The sequence below is a fragment of the Serratia sp. TMDUHS_CL genome, from assembly GCF_037137105.1.
Classification (GTDB): Bacteria; Pseudomonadota; Gammaproteobacteria; order Enterobacterales; family Enterobacteriaceae; genus Serratia; species Serratia nevei.
In genome coordinates, this window is sequence record NZ_JBBBDV010000007.1 from 183,956 (window position 1) to 201,304 (window position 17,349).

Here is a 17,349-nt window from a genome sequence, read left to right on the forward strand (position 1 = left end):
GGCTGCTGACATCCCGACCCAGAACGGAATGCCGGCCGGAAAGGAAATGAGGGGAACTGAGATGAAGCAAGAGAAACACGGCGTATTGCTGGTGAACCTGGGCACACCAGATGCGCCGACCTCGTCGGCGGTCAAACGCTATCTGAAGGAATTCCTCAGTGACGATCGCGTGGTCGATACGGCGCCGCTGATCTGGTGGCCGATCCTCAACGGCGCGATCTTGCCGATCCGTTCGCCGCGCGTGGCGAAGCTGTATCAGTCGGTGTGGATGGAAGAGGGCTCGCCGCTGTTGGTGTACAGCCGCCGCCAACAGCGGGCGCTGGCGGCGCGCATGCCGAATACGCCGGTGGAGCTGGGCATGAGCTACGGCTCGCCGAGCCTGGCGGAAGCCATCGACAAGCTGCTGGCGCAGGGCGTGACCAACCTGGTGGTGCTGCCGCTCTATCCGCAATATTCCTGTTCCACCAGCGCGGCGGTATGGGATGGCGTGGCGCGGGTGCTGAAAGGCTATCGCCGTTTGCCTTCTGTGGCCTTCATCCGCGATTACGCCGAACATCCGGCCTACATCGCCGCGCTGCAGCAAAGCGTGGAGCGCTCGTTCGCCGAGCACGGCCAGCCGGATCGGCTGGTGCTGTCGTTCCACGGTATTCCCAAACGTTATGCGCGCCTGGGCGACGACTACCCGCAGCGCTGCGAGGACACCCTGCGTGCGCTGAGCGCCACGCTGCCGCTGGCGCCGGAACGCGTGATGATGACGTACCAATCGCGCTTCGGCCGCGAGCCGTGGCTGACGCCGTACACCGATGAGACCCTGAAGGGGCTGCCGGCGCAGGGCGTGAAGCACATTCAGCTGATTTGCCCCGGTTTCTCGGCGGACTGCCTGGAAACGCTGGAAGAGATCAAAGAACAGAACCGCGAGATCTTCCTCAAGGCCGGCGGCGAGAAGTTTGAATATATCTCGGCGTTGAACGACGAGCCGGCGCATATCGATATGATGCAGCAGCTGGTGGCGCAGCGCCTGTAATCATCCATAATCTGTCTATTAGATGCATCGTGATCGGGCGGGGATGTGTTAACATTCTCCGCTTGTTAAACCGTCACCACCGCCAATCACATGAAATTTCCTGGTAAACGCAAGTCCAAACACTATTTCCCGGTGAGCGCCCGCGATCCGCTTCTGCAGCAGGCCCAGCCCGAAAGTGAAATCAGCACCTCGTATATCGTCGGCATCGATCAGACGCTGGTGGATATCGAGGCGAAAGTGGACGACGCTTTTGTCCAGCGCTACGGCCTGAGCCTGGGCCACTCTCTGGTGATCGAAGACGACGTCGCCGAGGCGCTGTATCAGGAACTGAATGACAACAACCTGGTTACCCATCAGTTCGCCGGCGGCACCATCGGCAATACCATGCACAACTATTCAGTGCTGGCGGACGATCGCTCGGTGCTGCTCGGCGTGATGTGCAGCAACGTGAAAATCGGCAGCTATGCCTACCGTTACCTGTGCAATACCTCCAGCCGTACCGATCTTAACTATCTGCAGGGCGTTGATGGCGCCATCGGCCGCTGTTTCACGCTGATTGGCGAAAGCGGCGAGCGCACCTTCGCCATCAACCCGGGCCAGATGAACCAGCTGCGCCCGGAAAGCATTCCTGAAGAGGTGATCGCCGGCGCGTCGGCGCTGGTGCTGAGCTCTTATCTGGTGCGCTGCAAGGAAGGGGAGCCGATGAAGGCCGCCACCCTGCAGGCGATCGAATACGCCAAAAAACACGACGTGCCGGTGGTATTGACGCTGGGCACCAAGTACGTGATCGCCGACAACCCGCAGTGGTGGCGCGACTTCCTGAAGGAAAACGTGACGATTCTGGCGATGAACGAAGACGAAGCGCTGGAGCTGACCGGGCTGAGCGATCCGTTGACCGCCTCGGACATGGCGCTGGAGTGGGTGGATCTGGTGCTGTGCACCGCCGGGCCGAACGGCCTGTATATGGCGGGCTACACCGAAGAGGCCAACAAGCGCCAGACCCAGCACCCGCTGCTGCCGGGGCATATCGCCGAGTTCAACCGCTACGAATTCAGCCGCGCCATGCGCCGTGAACACTGTGAAAATCCGCTGCGCGTTTATTCGCACATCGCGCCGTATATGGGCGGGCCGGAGAGGATCATGAACACCAACGGCGCCGGCGACGGCGCGCTGTCGGCGTTGCTGCACGATATTGCCGCCAACGGCTATCACCGCCATAACGTGCCGAATTCCAGCAAGCACGTGCGCAGCTACCTGACTTATTCCTCCCTGGCGCAGGTGTGCAAATACGCCAACCGCGTCAGCTACCAGGTGTTGAACCAGCATTCGCCGCGCCTCACCCGTGGCCTGCCGGAGCGGGAAGACAGCCTGGAAGAGTCCTACTGGGAGCGTTAACCCGCTGAAAAAGAAAAGGTCCGGCAATGCCGGACCTTTTTTTGTGCGCCGTGGCGCTTCAGATCGGACAGCCGCCCATTTTTTCTTCTTCGCTCAGGGTGTCCAGCTGCAGGATGTTCAGCATGCTGTTGGCGATCTCCCGTTCGCCCATCACCACCTGATTAGCGCCGCGATCGGTGATGTAGGCCACTTCGTCGTCGTAGTGGGCGCGGGCGATGATCTCGATGTTCGGCCGCTTGGCGCGCGCCGAGGCGACGATCTCGCCGGCCTCATAGCCGTTGGGGATGGTCAGCAGCAGCCAGCGCGCGCAGTCGAGCCGCGCCAGATCCATCACTTCCGGATTGGCGGCGTTGCCCAGCACCGTCTTGATGCCCTGTTCGCGCAGCGCTTCCACCCGTGGGCGGGAGTTCTCGATCACCACCAGCGGAATGCCCGCCTCGGCCAGTTTGCCGCCCAGCAGGCTGCCGACACGGCCATAGCCGACCACCAGCGCGTGGTTGCACATGTCCACCGGGATCTGCTTCTCTTCTTCCACCGCCTCTTCGAGAATTTGCTCTTCGATGGTTTCGGTTTTGGCCAGATAGCGCTCCAGCAGGGTGAACAGCAGCGGGTTGAGCATGATGGACAAAATGGCGCCGGCCAGCACCAGATTGCGCCCGTGTTCCGACATCATGCCGAGCGCGATGCCGAGGCCCGCCAGAATAAAGGCGAACTCGCCGATCTGCGCCAGGCTGGCGGAAATGGTCAGCGCGGTGCGCTTGGAGTGACCGAACATTTTCACCAACAGGAACGCGGCGGCAGATTTGCCGAACACGATGATTGCCAGCGTCGCCAGCACCGCCAGCGGTTCGTTAATCACGATCATCGGATCGAACAGCATGCCGACCGAGACGAAGAACAGCACCGCGAACGCGTCGCGCAGCGGCAGGGTGTCGTGCGCCGCACGGTGGCTCAGTTCGGACTCGTTCAGCACCATGCCGGCGAAGAAGGCGCCCAGCGCGAAGGAGACGTCGAACAGCTTCACCGCGCCGTAGGCGATGCCGAGCGCCAGCGCCAACACCGCCAGGGTGAACAGCTCGCGCGAGCCGGTGCTGGCGGTTTTCGACAGGATCCACGGCACCAGGCGGCGGCCGACCACGATCATCAACGCGATGAAGGCGATGACCTTACCGATGGTCAGCGCCAGCTCCATCAGCAGCTGACTGCTGCTGGCGTTGTCGTTGCCCAGCATATTGCCGAAGGCGGGCAGCAATACCAGCGTCAGCACCATCGCCAAATCTTCTACGATCAGCCAGCCGATGGCGATTTGCCCGCGCTGGCTGTCGATCAGCTGCCGTTCCTCCAGGGCACGCAGCAGCACCACGGTGCTGGCGGTGGAGAGGCAGAGGCCGAACACCAGACCGGAGATCAGATCCCAGCCGAGCAGCTTGGACAGCCCCATACCGAGCAGGGTAGCGACGGCTATCTGCGCCACGGCGCCGGGAATGGCGATAGATTTTACTGCGAGGAGGTCTTTCAAAGAGAAGTGCAGGCCAACACCGAACATCAACAGGATAACGCCGATTTCCGCCAGTTCCGGCGCCAGTGAGGTATCGGCGACGAAACCGGGGGTGAACGGGCCGGCGAGCACCCCTGCGGCCAGATACCCCACCAGAGGGGAGATGCGCAGGCGGTTCGCCAGCATGCCGAGGAGGAAGGCGAGTACTAACCCTCCGACGATGGTGGTGATGAGCGGTGTTGAATTATGCATCCATACTCCTTCTGGCTATGCATCGCGGCACGGGAGAAACGCAACAAAGTTACGAAAAGATACATTTAGTTTATTGCATTTGTTCGCGGCTTGCTTGGCTAATTTGGCCTTTTTTGTAAAAAAGCAGAGGATTTCACTTAAGGCGCGGCAATGAGGAGATTTTGTGTCAGATAAGCCAAATAACATTGGTTTATCCGTGGGATAACCCGGATGAATAAATAATTTCATCCGGGTATTCAGCGGGGTTATTGCGCTTTATGCTCCATATTGGGCAGTAGCGCCGTGATAATGCCGATCAGCGGCAGGAAAGCACAGATTTGGTAGACCAGCTCGATACTGGTCAAATCGGCGACATAACCAAGAACTGCCGCACCTAACCCACCCATACCGAAAGCAAAACCGAAGAATAAGCCGGAAACCATGCCGACTTTACCGGGGATCAGCTCCTGCGCATAGACCAGGATGGCGGAGAACGCCGAGGCGAGAATAACCCCGATGATCACCGTCAAAATGCCGGTCCAATACAGGGATGCATAGGGTAAAACAAGGGTAAACGGTGCAGCGCCGAGAATGGAGCCCCAAATAACATATTTACGCCCTATCTTGTCGCCGAGAGGCCCGCCGATAATGGTTCCAGCCGCCACTGCGAACAGGAAGGCGAACAGGTGAATCTGTGCATTCTGCACCGAAACGCCGAACTTATGTATCAGATAAAAGGTGTAATAGCTGCTGATGCTGGCAAGATAGAAGTATTTGGAGAAAATCAGCACCAGCAGGATGCCCAGCGAGTAGGCAACGGTACGTTTTGGCAGCGGTTTCAGCAGCGACGGGCTTTTCGGCTGCCCTTTAGTTGCCCGGTGCTGATGTTGATACCACTTGCTGACCTGTAGCAACACCACGATCGCCAGCAGCGCCGCCAGCGAGAACCAGGCGACGTTGCCCTTGCCGTAAGGCGCGATGATCAGCGCCGCCAGCAGCGGGCCGAGCGAGCTGCCGAAGTTGCCGCCGACCTGGAACAGCGACTGCGCCAGGCCGTGCCGACCGCCGGAGGCCATGCGCGCCACGCGCGAGGATTCCGGGTGGAAGACCGATGAGCCGGTGCCCACCAGCGCCGCCGCCAGCAGCACCAGCGGGAAGGTGCTCGCCACCGACAGCAGCAGCAGGCCGGACAGGGTAAAGCCCATGCCGATCGGCAGCGAGTAAGGCTGCGGGTGTTTATCGGTGTAATAGCCAATCAGCGGCTGCAGCAGCGAGGCCGTCAGCTGATAGGTCAGGGTAATCATGCCGATCTGCACGAAGCTGAGGTGAAAATCGGCTTGCAGGATCGGGTAAATCGCCAGGATCAGCGACTGGATCATATCGTTGAGCAGGTGAGACACGCTGATGGCGCCAAGGATGGAGAAGGCGGTTCCCTTCACCGCGCTGCCCTTGGCGGGCGGCATCGCGCTTTGGCTACTGTCGGTCATATTATTATTAGCCTGATAAGTTGTTGAGCACAGAGATGACATCTTAGGCAGGGTGCTCAATTTTTACCATATCTGAAATAATCAGACTCACATCGCAAAAATTTGAAATCAGCTGTCATTAATTCGCGCTACAATTTCGCCCTCATCATAAAAGCCATTTAATACACGGAGATCCGCCATGCGCTTTTCGCTGAAAACCACCGCATGCGCGTTGGCCGTTTCCCTGACGTTGCTGTCGGGGGCCGCCAGTGCCTGGGAAAAGGATAAGACCTACGCCATCACCATTCTGCACACCAACGATCATCACGGTCACTTCTGGCAGAACGATCACGGCGAATACGGCCTGGGTGCGCAGAAAACGCTGGTGGACGGCATTCGTCAGGAAGTGGCGGCGCAGGGCGGCAGCCTGCTGCTGCTGTCGGGCGGCGATATCAACACCGGCGTGCCGGAATCGGACCTGCAGGACGCCGAGCCGGACTTCCGCGGCATGAACCTGGTGGGTTACGACGCGATGGCGATCGGCAACCACGAATTCGACAACCCGCTGAGCGTACTGCGCCAGCAGGAAAAATGGGCGACCTTCCCGCTGCTGTCCGCCAACATCTATCAGAAAAGTACCGGCCAGCGGCTGTTCAAGCCTTACGCCTTGTTCGACAAGCAGGGCATCAAGATCGCGGTGATCGGCCTGACGACCGACGACACCGCGAAAATGGGCAACCCAGAGTACTTTACCGACATTGAATTCCGCGTGCCGGCGCCGGAGGCTAAGCGGGTGGTGGAGCAATTGCGCAAGGATGAGAAGCCGGACGTGATCATCGCCGCTACCCACATGGGGCACTATGACAACGGCGAACACGGCTCCAACGCGCCGGGCGACGTGGAGATGGCGCGCAGCCTGCCGGCCGGGTATCTCGACATGATCGTCGGCGGCCACTCGCAGGATCCGGTGTGCATGGCCGGCGACAACCGTAAGCAGGTGGATTATGTGCCGGGCACGCCGTGCTCGCCGGATCGCCAGAACGGCACCTGGATCGTGCAGGCGCATGAGTGGGGCAAATACGTGGGCCGCGCCGACTTCGAATTCCGCAACGGTGAGCTGAAGCTGGTGCATTATCAGCTGATCCCGGTGAACCTGAAGAAGAAGGTGGAGAAGGCGGACGGCACCAGCGAGCGCGTGTATTACACCCAGCAGATCGCGGAAGATCCGACCATGATGAAGCTGCTGACGCCGTTCCAGGAGAAGGGCAAGGAGCAGCTGAGCGTGAAGATCGGTAGCGTTAACGGCAAGCTGGAGGGCGATCGCAGCAAGGTGCGCTTCGTGCAAACCAACCTGGCGCGGGTGATGTTGGCCGCGCAGAGGGAGCGCGCCGATGCCGACTTCGCGGTGATGAGCGGCGGTGGGGTGCGTGATTCCATTGAAAGCGGCGATATCACCTACAAAAACGTGCTCAAGGTACAGCCGTTCGGCAACACCCTGGTGCATGTCGATATGAAAGGCCGCGAGGTTGAGCAGTACCTGGCGGTAGTGGCCAACATGAAGCCGGATTCCGGCGCCTACGCCCAGTTCGCCAACGTCAGCCTGGTGGCGGACGGCAAGGGCGTCAGCGAGGTGAAGATCAACGGCCAGCCGCTGCAGGCGGATAAAACCTACCGCATGGCGACGCTGAACTTCAACGCGCTGGGCGGCGACGGCTATCCGAAGCTGGACGGGCTGCCGAGCTACGTCAACACCGGCTTTATCGATGCCGAGGTGCTCAAGCAGTACATCGAGAAACACTCGCCGCTGGATGCGGCGGCTTATGAACCGAAGGGCGAGATCGTTTATCGCTAATCGCCACCGCAGCGGCCTGCTCCCCATGGGCAGGCCGCCTGTTTTCCCGCCGAAATCCTCCTTCAAACGCACGCAAAAGTCGCCGCCGCCGCCTTCCAATGATAGCCTGAGCAACAATTTGGTTTTGATAACGCAAGCAGGGAGATGACATGTTGAAAACCGCAGGCTGGCTGCTGCCCGCCATCCTGGCGCTGGCGGGGTGTTCGTCATCCGGCCAACGCCATGAGCAAACGCTCAGCCAGGCGCTGGCGGCCATCGGCCAAGACAAGGCGCTGGTTGGCGCGTCGAGCGGCGTGATGGTGCGTGATGCCGACAGCGGCACCGTGCTGTATCAGGCGCACGCGCAGCAGCGCCTGGCGCCGGCTTCCAACATGAAGATGTTCACTTCTCTGGCGGCGTTCGGCGTGCTGGGGGCGGATTACCGGTTTGAAACCCGGCTGCTGACCACCGGCGAGCAGCGCGGCGACATCTTGCAGGGGGATCTCTATCTGCAGGGCAGCGGCGATCCGACGTTGCACCCTGACGATCTCGACACCTTCGCCGCCACGCTGGCGCAGCGCGGCATTCGCCATATTCATGGGCGGCTGATCCTGGACGCCAGCGCGTTCGATCAAACGCCCTTCGGCGCCGGCTGGAGCTGGGACGACGAACCCTTCGCTTTCGGCGCGCCGATCTCGGCGCTGAACTACGCCTTTACCCCCGGTGGCGATATCAACGTGGTGCGGGTGGACGTGCAGCCGGGGGCCCGCGCCGGTGCGTCAGGGCGGGTGGGTTTCTATCCCGCCAATGACGCGGTGACGCTGGTCAACCGCACCACCACCGGCGGCGACACCGCACTGACGTTCGATCGCCAGCCGGGCAGCAACCGAATCGTGGTCAGCGGCACCATCGCCGCGCAGGCGGAGACCCGCTCGCGATTGATCACCGTCGATCAACCGGCCCGCGTGATCGGCGCCTTATTGCAACATACGCTGCGCGCGCACGGCATCACGCTGCGCGGTAACGCGGAAGAGGGCGTGACCCCTGCCGATGCCCGGTTGCTGGCCGAAAAAACCTCGCCGCCGCTCTCTCGCCTGGCCGTCACCTTCCTGAAGGTGTCCAACAACGGTTACGGCGAGGTACTGACCAAGGCGATGGGCCGCAAGACGCAGGGCAAGGGGGATTGGGCCGCCGGCCTGCAGGCGATCGGCCAGTTTGTGCAAAGCCAGGGCATCGCGGCCGGCGCGTACCGTCAGGTAGACGGTTCCGGGCTGTCACGCATGAACCAGATCACGGCGCAGCAGCTGACGACGCTGCTGCTGGCAGCCAGGAAACAGCCGTGGTTTGCCGCCTGGTATAACGCCTTGCCCATCGCGGGCCAGCCGGGGTTGCTGGTGGGCGGTACGCTGCAGAGCCGCATGGTGAAGACGGCGGCGGCGGGCCGCGCCCACGCCAAGAGCGGTTCCATGACCGGGGTCTCGTCGCTCAGCGGCTATGTCGACTCGGCGACCGGACGGCCGCTGGCGTTCGCCATCATCAGCAACAACTATCTGGTGCCCGGCGCGGAGGTGAAGGCGCTGGAGGACCGCCTGGTCGAGACGCTGGCGGCCTGTGACGCCACGGTAGTGTGCCGCTGAGCGCGCGGCGTCAGTCGCGCTTGGCGATGTCGGCGAAGCTGCCGGCCAGCAGGCGGCACAGATCGGCGGCGGCCAGCTCGATGTTCAGCCCGCGTTTGCCGCCGGAAACGTAGATGGTGGCGAACGCTTGCGCCGGGCTGTCGATCACCGTCGGCAGCCGTTTTTTCTGCCCCAGCGGGCTGATGCCGCCCACCAGATACCCGGTGACGCGCTGCGCCAGCTGCGGATCGGCCATCTCGGCCTTTTTGGCGCCGAGGGCGCGGGCGACCTTTTTCAGATCCAGCTGGGTGGCGACCGGCGTGACCGCCACCGCCAGGTGTTTGGCGTCGCCGTTCAGCGCCACCAGCAAGGTTTTGTAAACCCGATCGGCATCCAGCCCCAGCTTTCTCACCGCTTCGTCGCCGAAATTAGTTTCGTCGCTGTCGTGGTGATACGGATGAAGGGTAAAGGTGACCTTTTGTTTTTCGAGCAGAACGACTGCGGGCGTCATGATGTGTTGTCCAGAATGTCCCCTGCGGGGGAAGGGTGATAACCAGCTTTAAAAATACAAAAATCCGACCTGCCCGGCAACCTGAGCGGCTGTTACATAAAGCGGGTTGCCAAGATATTCACCGGGTTGCTACCCTGTTTACTGTAACCGTTAACACGGTTGCTATGCGTATAACTAGAATACAAGAAATTCCTCTTTGACTGGCCAATAGCGATATTGGCCTCTTTTTTAGCCCTGCGGCTGCAGCATCGCCGGCAGGTTATCCTCGCCATACAGGTGCAATGCGCCAACCGCCACCACATAGTCCCCGGCCGGCAGCGCCTCCAGCTGACGCCGCCAGTCGCGATTGCGCTGGTGCATCAGCACGTCGTACAGCCCGGCGCTGAAGGTGGCGGGCAGGGTGTCCAGCGTGCCGCGCGGTTTGGCGTCCAGCCACCAGCTCACCATGGTTTGCAGCAGCCGCGCGTTGGTGTGCCAGTGCTCCAGCGTATCGCGCAGCAGCGCAATGCCGCCTTCCGGCAGCTGTTCCAGCATCGCCAGCTGCTGCTGCGCCCCTTCCAGCTCGATCACCGGTTTGTCCTGCGCCCGGGCGGCCTGCAGCAGCTGATAGTCCACGCCGTACTCTGCCCGCAGCCCCAGGCGCTGAGCCTGGCGCGCCTGCATCATCAGCGCGACCTGCCAGCCGGGCAGGGTGGCGAAGGCGTATGGATCGGCGCCCAGCTCATGGCACAGCGCCAGCAGCCGTTGATATTCTTCGGCGGACAGGCGCTGTTCCAGCGCCGGCTGCAGCTCGGCGTGGTCGAAAGGCGAGGCGGAATCGGTGATATCGGCTTCGACGATCAGCGCGTCGGCCTGTTGCAGCCGGGCGGCCAGCCGGGGCGGCAACGGCGACATATCGACGGTGCCCATATGGATGCTGCCCACCAGATGCAGCCGACGATCGCCCGGCAGAGTGATGTCCAACGCCGGATAAGCGTAACGTTTGGGCGAGATCAGGCCGAGAAAGGCGGCGAGGCGGCGTAACAGTTGACCCATACGGCGTGGCTCCTGAATAACGGGTGCGCGTTTCAGCATGAAAGGCGAGGGAAAATCGTCATTCATGCTAAACGCTATCCGCCGCGCAGGAAAGCCCGGAAAACAGCGGGGCGCCATGACGGCGCCCCGGCGATCACTTCCTGGGTTTAAAACGCAGCAGCCGGTTGGCGTTGCTGACTACGGTAATCGACGACAGCGCCATCGCCGCGCCCGCCACTACCGGGCTGAGCAGCGTGCCGGTCAGCGGATAGAGCACGCCGGCGGCGATCGGGATACCCAGCGTATTGTAGATAAAGGCGCCGAACAGGTTCTGCTTCATGTTGCGCAGCGTGGCCTTCGACAGCGCTACCGAATCCGCCACGCCGTGCAGGCTGTGGCGCATCAGGGTGATGGCGGCGGTTTCGATGGCGATGTCGCTGCCGCCGCCCATCGCGATGCCCACGTCGGCCTGCGCCAGCGCCGGGGCGTCGTTGATGCCGTCGCCGACCATCGCCACGCGCTGGCCCTGCGCCTGCAGCTGCTTGATCGCCGCCGCTTTACCGTCCGGCAGCACCCCGGCAATCACCCGATCGATGCCGGCCTCTTTGGCGATGGCGTTGGCGGTCACCGGGTTGTCGCCGGTCAGCATCACCAGCTGATAGCCCTGCTGGTGCAGGCGCTGCAGCGCCGCGACGCTGTCTTCGCGCAGCGGATCGCGAATGGCGAACAGCGCGGCCGGTTGACCGTTAACGGCCAGCAAAACCGGCGTCACGCCGCGTTCGGCCTGGGCGCGCATCGGCGCTTCCAGTTCGGCGGTCGCAACCTGATGCTGCTCCAGCAGCGCGGCGTTGCCCAGCAGCACCGGCACGCCGTCGATCTCCCCGCTGACGCCGGCGCCGCGCAGGGTGCGGAACTGCGCGACCTGCGGCAGCGTTTGCCCGGCGGCGCGTTCCATGATGGCGCGCGCCAGCGGGTGGTTGGAGCCTTGCTCCAGCGCGGCGGCCCAGCCGATCGCCTGCTGCTCGCTGACCTGATTGAAGGTCAGGATCTCTACCACCTGCGGTTTCCCTTCGGTCAGGGTGCCGGTTTTGTCGAACACCAGGGTGTCCAGCTGGCTGGCCTGCTGCAGAGCATCGGCGTCGCGTACCAGCACGCCGAACTCCGCCGCGCGGCCCACGCCGGAGATGATCGACATCGGCGTCGCTAATCCCAATGCGCACGGGCAGGCGATGATCAGCACCGTGGTGGCGATCACCAGCGTGTAGACCAGCTGCGGCTGCGGGCCGAAGAAGTACCACATCGCCGCGCTGAACAGGGCGATCGCCACTACCGCCGGCACGAACACCGCCGAGACGCGGTCGGCCAGTTGGCCGATCGCCGGTTTACTGCTCTGCGCCTGGCGCACCAGTTTGATGATGCGCGCCAGCGTGGTTTGGCTGCCGATGGCGGCGGCGCGGAACAGCACGCTGCCGTCGTCGACCACCGTCCCGGCATGCACCGTATCGCCGGGGCCTTTCTGCTGCGGCACCGCTTCGCCGGTCAGCATCGCTTCATCGAGCCAGACTTCACCCTGCACGATTTCACCGTCGACCGGCACGCGATCGCCGGTGGTCAGCCGCAGCGTCATGCCGAGCTGCACCTCCGCCAGCGGAATATCGCGCTCGCCGTCGTCGGTTACCAACCGCGCGGTAGGCGGCGTCAGATCCAGCAACCGCTCCAGCGCCTGCGAAGAACGCTGACGGGCGCGCTGCTCCAGCGCATGGCCGAGATTGATCAAACCGATGATCATCGCGCTGGCCTCGTAATAGAGGTGGCGCGCCTCCATCGGGAAGAAATCGGGCCAAATGTTGACGGCGATCGAGTAAAGCCAGGCGGCGCCGGTGCCGAGCGCCACCAGGGTGTCCATGGTGGCGCTGCCGTTCATCAGCGCGCGCCAGGCGTTGCGGTAGAAGTGCCCACCGGCGAACACCATCACCGCCAGGGTGATGACGCCGACCAGCAGCCAGGGGCGCTGGGTTTCCGGCGTCAGCGTCATGCTGCCGCCGAACAGCCCCCAGGCCATCAGCGGGATACCCAACGCCAGACCGAGCGCCGCCTGCCAGCTAAAGCGCTTCATGTTGGCGCGTGCGGTCTGCTGCTGGCGCTCGCGGCGTTCGGTTTCATCCTGAATCATTTCGGCACCGTAGCCGGCTTTTTCCACCGCCGCCACCAGCGCCTGCGCATCGGCGGCGCCGGTCACCAGCGCGCTGCGTTCCGCCAGGTTGACGCGCGCATGCTCTACGCCGGGAACGCTTTGCAGCGCCTGCTGCACTTTATTGACGCAGCTGGCGCAGGTCATGCCGCTGAGCAGCAGCTGTACGCTGTCGTCCGCGCCGTCGGTTGCCGGAAGGGGAGATTGCGCCGCTGGCTGAACGTCCGGCAACGAAGGTGTTGCGTCAGTCAACGGCTCAGTTTTTGGGGCGACGGCGTCCGCTACGCTGGCGTGATAGCCGGCATCTTCCACCGCGGCGATCAGCGCCTGCGGATCGGCATCGCCGTACACTTTCGCGCCGTCGATAGCGACGTCGGCGGCGAACACGCCCGGCACCGCTTCCAGCGCCTTGCGGGTGGTTCCGACGCAGTGCATGCAGCTCAGGCCGCTCAGCTGCAGTTCGGTATCGGCGTGCGGCGCGACTTCGGCCTGATAACCGGCGGCGATCACGCTGTCGATCAGCGCGCTGTCCGGCGCGTCGCCGGTCACTTTGGCGTAATGCACGTTAACGTCCGCCTGTTCGACATCGCTGCGGCTTTCCAGGGCTTTTTTCACCCGCTGCGCGCAGTTCATGCAGGACAGCCCCTGCAATGCCAGCATAGTGGTGTGTGACATGATTGAACTCCTTGCTTAAAGGGCGGTGTTTAAAGGTTGACCGCCTGACCTGTTTTCACTAAGAATGGAGCTTAAACCTTCCAGCAAGGGTAAGGTCAAGGAGGGAAAATGAATATTAGCGACGTCGCGAAAAAAACCGGGCTAACCAGCAAGACGATTCGTTTTTACGAAGAGAAAGCGCTGATTACCGCCCCGATCCGCAGCGACAACGGTTACCGCCACTATTCCGCCAGGCACGTTGAAGAGCTGACGCTGCTGCGCCAGGCGCGGCAGGTGGGCTTCAACCTGGACGAGTGCCGCGAGCTGGTGGCGTTGTTCAACGATCCGGCCCGCCACAGCGCGGACGTGAAGGCGCGCACGCTGCAGAAGGTGGCGGAGATCGAAAGGCACATCAGCGAACTGGGCGACATGCGCCAGCGCCTGCTGGCGCTGGCCGACCAATGCCCGGGCGACGAGGGGGCGGAGTGCCCCATCATCAACAACCTGGCGGGGTGTTGCCATCAGGTGACTGCAGCCAAATAATCCGGACGCCGGGTTGTCCATCTGCGTGTGGCACAACCCGCTGTTTTGGCGCTATGAAGGACCGAGTTTTAGAGTCTTGGTGTCGATTGCGACGCGCAGACTTCAAAGAGGAGGTTCTATGAATATCGGTTCTGATCGAGCTACCGCGTTTGCTGTTATCTCGAGTTTTGAGGCTTTAAGAGCCTATGTGCCCGCGCAAGCGGGAGTCAGGGTTACGCTTAATGCGTGGAAGGACGGTGGGATATACGGTGGCGGTGATTTCATCTCTGTTGCTGGTGTAAAAGCCGATGATGGCGGCCACGTTGCGCAAACGACCGGATTTTATTGGGAAAGGATTGCCGGCACGGTTAATCTTTATGATTACGGGATAGAAGCTACGGATAGAACGACATCAAATTATATTGATGTCACCGTCAGCTTGCAGGCGGCTATAAACAAAGCGATTGAAAAGAAATGCACTCTGGTGAGCGAGTTTCCCAAAGCGGGCTCGTATGCCCAAGTGGGCTTATTTATTTCGTCTTCTATCAATATTAGTGGGCTGACTTGTTTATCTGGAGCCCTGCATTTATTCATTAAATCTTCATCATTTACTCCAAAGACTGATATCGGGTTAAAATTGCCTTGGGTCGTGCTCAATCAGAATGGTCAGTATGACGGAAAAGGTTTAGTGTATGGAACGACTCAGGGTAATCAGGATCTGGATACCATCACGATTTACAATATGGATGGTTACACGAGTAAAGAGATTAATGGTCAACTGCACACGCTTTCAGGTTCCAGAGTTCAATTTCTCTCTTCAATGCACATGAATGGCGCAGGCGTCTATTTTGCTTCTACGTTTGATAACGTATTTAATGACGTCAGGGCACTGTTCTGTGGCAATGAGACGATGTTCGGTATCGACTTTACCAGTTACCCTGCTGCAACCGGATCGACGTTTGATGAGTCTAATGCCAATACTATAAACTCTTTAATGGCTCATGACTGTAGAGAGAAAGCTTGGCGAGTATCAGGCTCAAAAAATTGGCTGGCCAAAGTTCATGAAGAAGGCACGTTAGTCACCAAGGCAACTGTTGAAACTCCCAACTCTGCCGAAAAAAGAAACGGATATGGCTATATGAATAGCTACTTTTCCTCCGTCGGTGGCGGTGCCGGCGTGATTAATATCTATGCCTCTAAAAATAGCACGGTTGAGCATGTTCATACTTTCGGTGCAACGGCAACTGCTGTCGGGAATGTTTCGTCAACCGCGAATGTGTCAATTATACCTGGTGATCCCGCTCCGAATGGGGGGGCTATAGGGACAGTCTTTGCCAAAGACATTGTGGTTATGGCTAATGCCCGCGTCAATTTAGATTCTGTTAGAACGGTAGGGGGAGTAGATATTCGTGACGATAACTCATCAGTATCCAGAGGCAATATTGCGGGTAACCTACAGCTCTCTTCTGCCGCCAAGATTTTGAATAGTTACATCGGTGGCGATGTAATTTCTACGTCGATGCCAAGACTCACCAATTGCGACCTGCAAAAGAGCTTTACCGGCGGCGGAAACCTGCAAAATACGAGAGTCGTTGGTGATGTCACAACGGTCGATGCATTACGCTTGGTTTTGATTGATGTCTCTTTAGCGACGCTGATGGTCACCGGGAAGGGGGTTTTGTTGGATGTGCAAGGGGGCAACTTTAACCGGATTACCTTTGTTGACGGCGTTACGGGGCGATGGATAATTTTCCCGTCACCCAGGGTGAATGTGACGGTAGATAATTGGTTGCCTCCCACCTCTGCCGCTGGTTACGGATTATTCACTATCAACCCACTGTCGAACAAGATTTACACGACGCGTAGCGGAGTGTGGGTCGATTATAAAACGTAAAACACGGCTCTGCTGAAAGGATGAGTGAGCCGGGGTGAGTCAACCCGGCTTACTCGTTAGCGCAATGATGAAGGCAGGGCGCGGATCACCAGTGTGACGCCTTCCACCGCCACCACTTCCACTTCGGTGCCGGCGGGCAGATCTTCTGCCGCCTGCGCGCGCCAGCTGCTGTCGCCGATATTGATGCGCCCCATACCGTTGTGCATCGGCTCCGTCAGCGTAGCGCGGGTGCCGATCAGCTGGCGGTTGCGCTGGTTGAGCACCGGCGAACCGCCGGATGCGGCCGCCGGGCGCCGGCGCAGCCAGTACCACCACAGGTAGGCGACGACGACGGTCAGGACGGCGAAGATCATGCCCTGCCACGCCCAGGAGAGCGGCGGCAGCAGCCAGATCAGAGCGCCGACCAACAGCGCCGCCACGCCGCTCCACAGCAGGTAGCCGCCGGCGCCGAGCATTTCCGCCGCCAGCAACACGCCCCCGAGGGAGAGCCAAAACCACAGCGGATTCGCCGCGATCAGTTCGAGCATGATTATTTGCCTTTGCTTTCTTTCAGCAGTTCGGTAATGCCGCCGATCGAGCCGAGCAGGCTGCTGGCGTCCAGCGGCATCATCACCACTTTGCTGTTGTTGGAGGAACCGATCTTCTGCAGCGCGTCGGTGTATTTCTGCGCCACGAAGTAGTTCACCGCCTGAATGTTGCCGCTGGCGATGGCGTCGGACACCAGCTGGGTGGCGCGCGCCTCGGCCTCGGCGGCGCGTTCACGCGCTTCCGCCTGCAGGAACGCCGACTGACGTTCGCCCTCGGCCTTCAGGATCTGCGATTGCTTCTCCCCTTCGGCGCGCAGAATGGCCGCCTGGCGCACCCCTTCCGCCTCGAGGATGTCGGCGCGTTTGGTACGTTCGGCCTTCATCTGGGCGTTCATCGAGGCGATCAGTTCCGCCGGTGGCCGCACGTCGCGGATCTCGATACGGGTGATTTTCACCCCCCACGGATTGGTCGCTTCATCGACGATGTGCAGCAGGCGGCTATTGATGCTGTCGCGTTGCGACAGCATTTCGTCCAGCTCCATCGAGCCGAGCACGGTACGGAAGTTGGTCATGGTCAGGTTGACGATCGCCTGTTCGAGATTGCTGACCTCGTAGGCGGCGCGCGCCGGATCGACCACCTGGATAAAGCACACCGCGTCGATGGCGACGTTGGCGTTATCGCGGGAAATCACCTCCTGCGAGGGAATGTCCAGCACCTGCTCCATCATGTTGATTTTGCGGCCAATGCGGTCCATGAACGGCACCACCAGGTTCAGGCCCGGCATCAGCGTTTTGGTGTAGCGGCCGAAGCGTTCTACCGTCCATTGGAACCCCTGCGGCACAATTTTGACGCCGGCGAACACCACAATCAGTGCGACGACGATCACGATGGGAATAAAAGTAAGCATGCAAACCTCCTGTCAGACATATGTAAACAGATATTACGTCAGCGCCGGAAAAATGCCTACCGTTACC

At 60.8% G+C, this 17,349-nt stretch carries 13 protein-coding genes; 6 read left to right on the forward strand and 7 right to left on the reverse strand.

Translation table 11 applies throughout. From position 1 onward, the window contains the following. The first annotated feature begins 61 nt into the window (after nucleotides 1–61). Together hemH and WCL58_RS15125 are read left to right on the forward strand one after the other, a co-directional pair. The gene (gene hemH, locus WCL58_RS15120) at nucleotides 62–1,024 is read left to right on the forward strand and encodes a ferrochelatase (protein WP_004940253.1); all 963 of its coding nucleotides are present in this window, start codon (nucleotides 62–64) and stop codon (nucleotides 1,022–1,024) included. A gap of 90 nt (nucleotides 1,025–1,114) precedes the next feature. After that, nucleotides 1,115–2,419 (forward strand): inosine/guanosine kinase, encoded by a 1,305-nt coding sequence (locus WCL58_RS15125; protein ID WP_049199930.1) that lies wholly within the window; start codon nucleotides 1,115–1,117, stop codon nucleotides 2,417–2,419. Between the two features lie 58 nt (nucleotides 2,420–2,477). On the opposite strand, the gene ybaL is transcribed toward WCL58_RS15125, so the two are convergent. Both ybaL and WCL58_RS15135 read right to left on the reverse strand, forming a co-directional pair. Further along, nucleotides 2,478–4,169, reverse strand: a complete 1,692-nt coding sequence (gene ybaL, locus WCL58_RS15130; protein ID WP_004940247.1) for a YbaL family putative K(+) efflux transporter — start codon at nucleotides 4,167–4,169, stop codon at nucleotides 2,478–2,480. 245 nt (nucleotides 4,170–4,414) lie between these two features. Next, the gene (locus WCL58_RS15135; RefSeq protein WP_049272288.1) at nucleotides 4,415–5,635 is read right to left on the reverse strand and encodes an MFS transporter; all 1,221 of its coding nucleotides are present in this window, start codon (nucleotides 5,633–5,635) and stop codon (nucleotides 4,415–4,417) included. A gap of 178 nt (nucleotides 5,636–5,813) precedes the next feature. Between WCL58_RS15135 and ushA the strand changes: the two genes are divergently transcribed. Together ushA and dacB are read left to right on the forward strand one after the other, a co-directional pair. Next, a complete protein-coding gene (gene ushA / locus WCL58_RS15140; RefSeq protein WP_070914135.1) occupies nucleotides 5,814–7,466 on the forward strand; it encodes a bifunctional UDP-sugar hydrolase/5'-nucleotidase UshA in 1,653 nt (550 codons plus the stop codon). Between the two features lie 149 nt (nucleotides 7,467–7,615). Further along, on the forward strand, nucleotides 7,616–9,082 hold the full coding sequence (dacB, locus tag WCL58_RS15145) for a D-alanyl-D-alanine carboxypeptidase/D-alanyl-D-alanine endopeptidase (protein ID WP_336851331.1): 1,467 nt from the start codon (nucleotides 7,616–7,618) through the stop codon (nucleotides 9,080–9,082). Between the two features lie 10 nt (nucleotides 9,083–9,092). Here the strand turns inward: dacB and ybaK are convergent, their stop codons facing one another. The 3 genes from ybaK to copA form a co-directional block, all read right to left on the reverse strand. Then, nucleotides 9,093–9,572 carry a Cys-tRNA(Pro)/Cys-tRNA(Cys) deacylase YbaK gene (gene ybaK, locus WCL58_RS15150; RefSeq protein WP_336851332.1) on the reverse strand — a complete coding sequence of 160 codons (480 nt, stop codon included), beginning with the start codon at nucleotides 9,570–9,572 and terminating at the stop codon, nucleotides 9,093–9,095. Between the two features lie 228 nt (nucleotides 9,573–9,800). Next, nucleotides 9,801–10,607 (reverse strand): TraB/GumN family protein, encoded by an 807-nt coding sequence (locus WCL58_RS15155; RefSeq protein WP_060423470.1) that lies wholly within the window; start codon nucleotides 10,605–10,607, stop codon nucleotides 9,801–9,803. A 133-nt stretch (nucleotides 10,608–10,740) separates the two neighbouring features. Then, nucleotides 10,741–13,452: a copper-exporting P-type ATPase CopA gene (gene copA, locus WCL58_RS15160; RefSeq protein WP_336851333.1), complete on the reverse strand. Its 2,712-nt coding sequence runs from the start codon at nucleotides 13,450–13,452 to the stop codon at nucleotides 10,741–10,743. 108 nt (nucleotides 13,453–13,560) lie between these two features. Between copA and cueR the strand changes: the two genes are divergently transcribed. Together cueR and WCL58_RS15170 are read left to right on the forward strand one after the other, a co-directional pair. Beyond that, complete coding sequence (cueR, locus tag WCL58_RS15165) at nucleotides 13,561–13,974, forward strand: Cu(I)-responsive transcriptional regulator (RefSeq protein ID WP_060423476.1); 414 nt, start codon at nucleotides 13,561–13,563, stop codon at nucleotides 13,972–13,974. A 118-nt stretch (nucleotides 13,975–14,092) separates the two neighbouring features. Next, entirely contained in the window at nucleotides 14,093–15,847 is a 1,755-nt protein-coding gene (locus tag WCL58_RS15170; RefSeq protein WP_336851334.1) for a hypothetical protein, read from the forward strand. 56 nt (nucleotides 15,848–15,903) lie between these two features. Here the strand turns inward: WCL58_RS15170 and WCL58_RS15175 are convergent, their stop codons facing one another. Continuing rightward, a complete protein-coding gene (locus tag WCL58_RS15175; RefSeq protein WP_038875043.1) occupies nucleotides 15,904–16,374 on the reverse strand; it encodes an NfeD family protein in 471 nt (156 codons plus the stop codon). A 2-nt stretch (nucleotides 16,375–16,376) separates the two neighbouring features. Next, nucleotides 16,377–17,282, reverse strand: a complete 906-nt coding sequence (locus WCL58_RS15180; protein ID WP_004940203.1) for an SPFH domain-containing protein — start codon at nucleotides 17,280–17,282, stop codon at nucleotides 16,377–16,379. Between the last annotated feature and the right edge of the window lie 67 nt (nucleotides 17,283–17,349).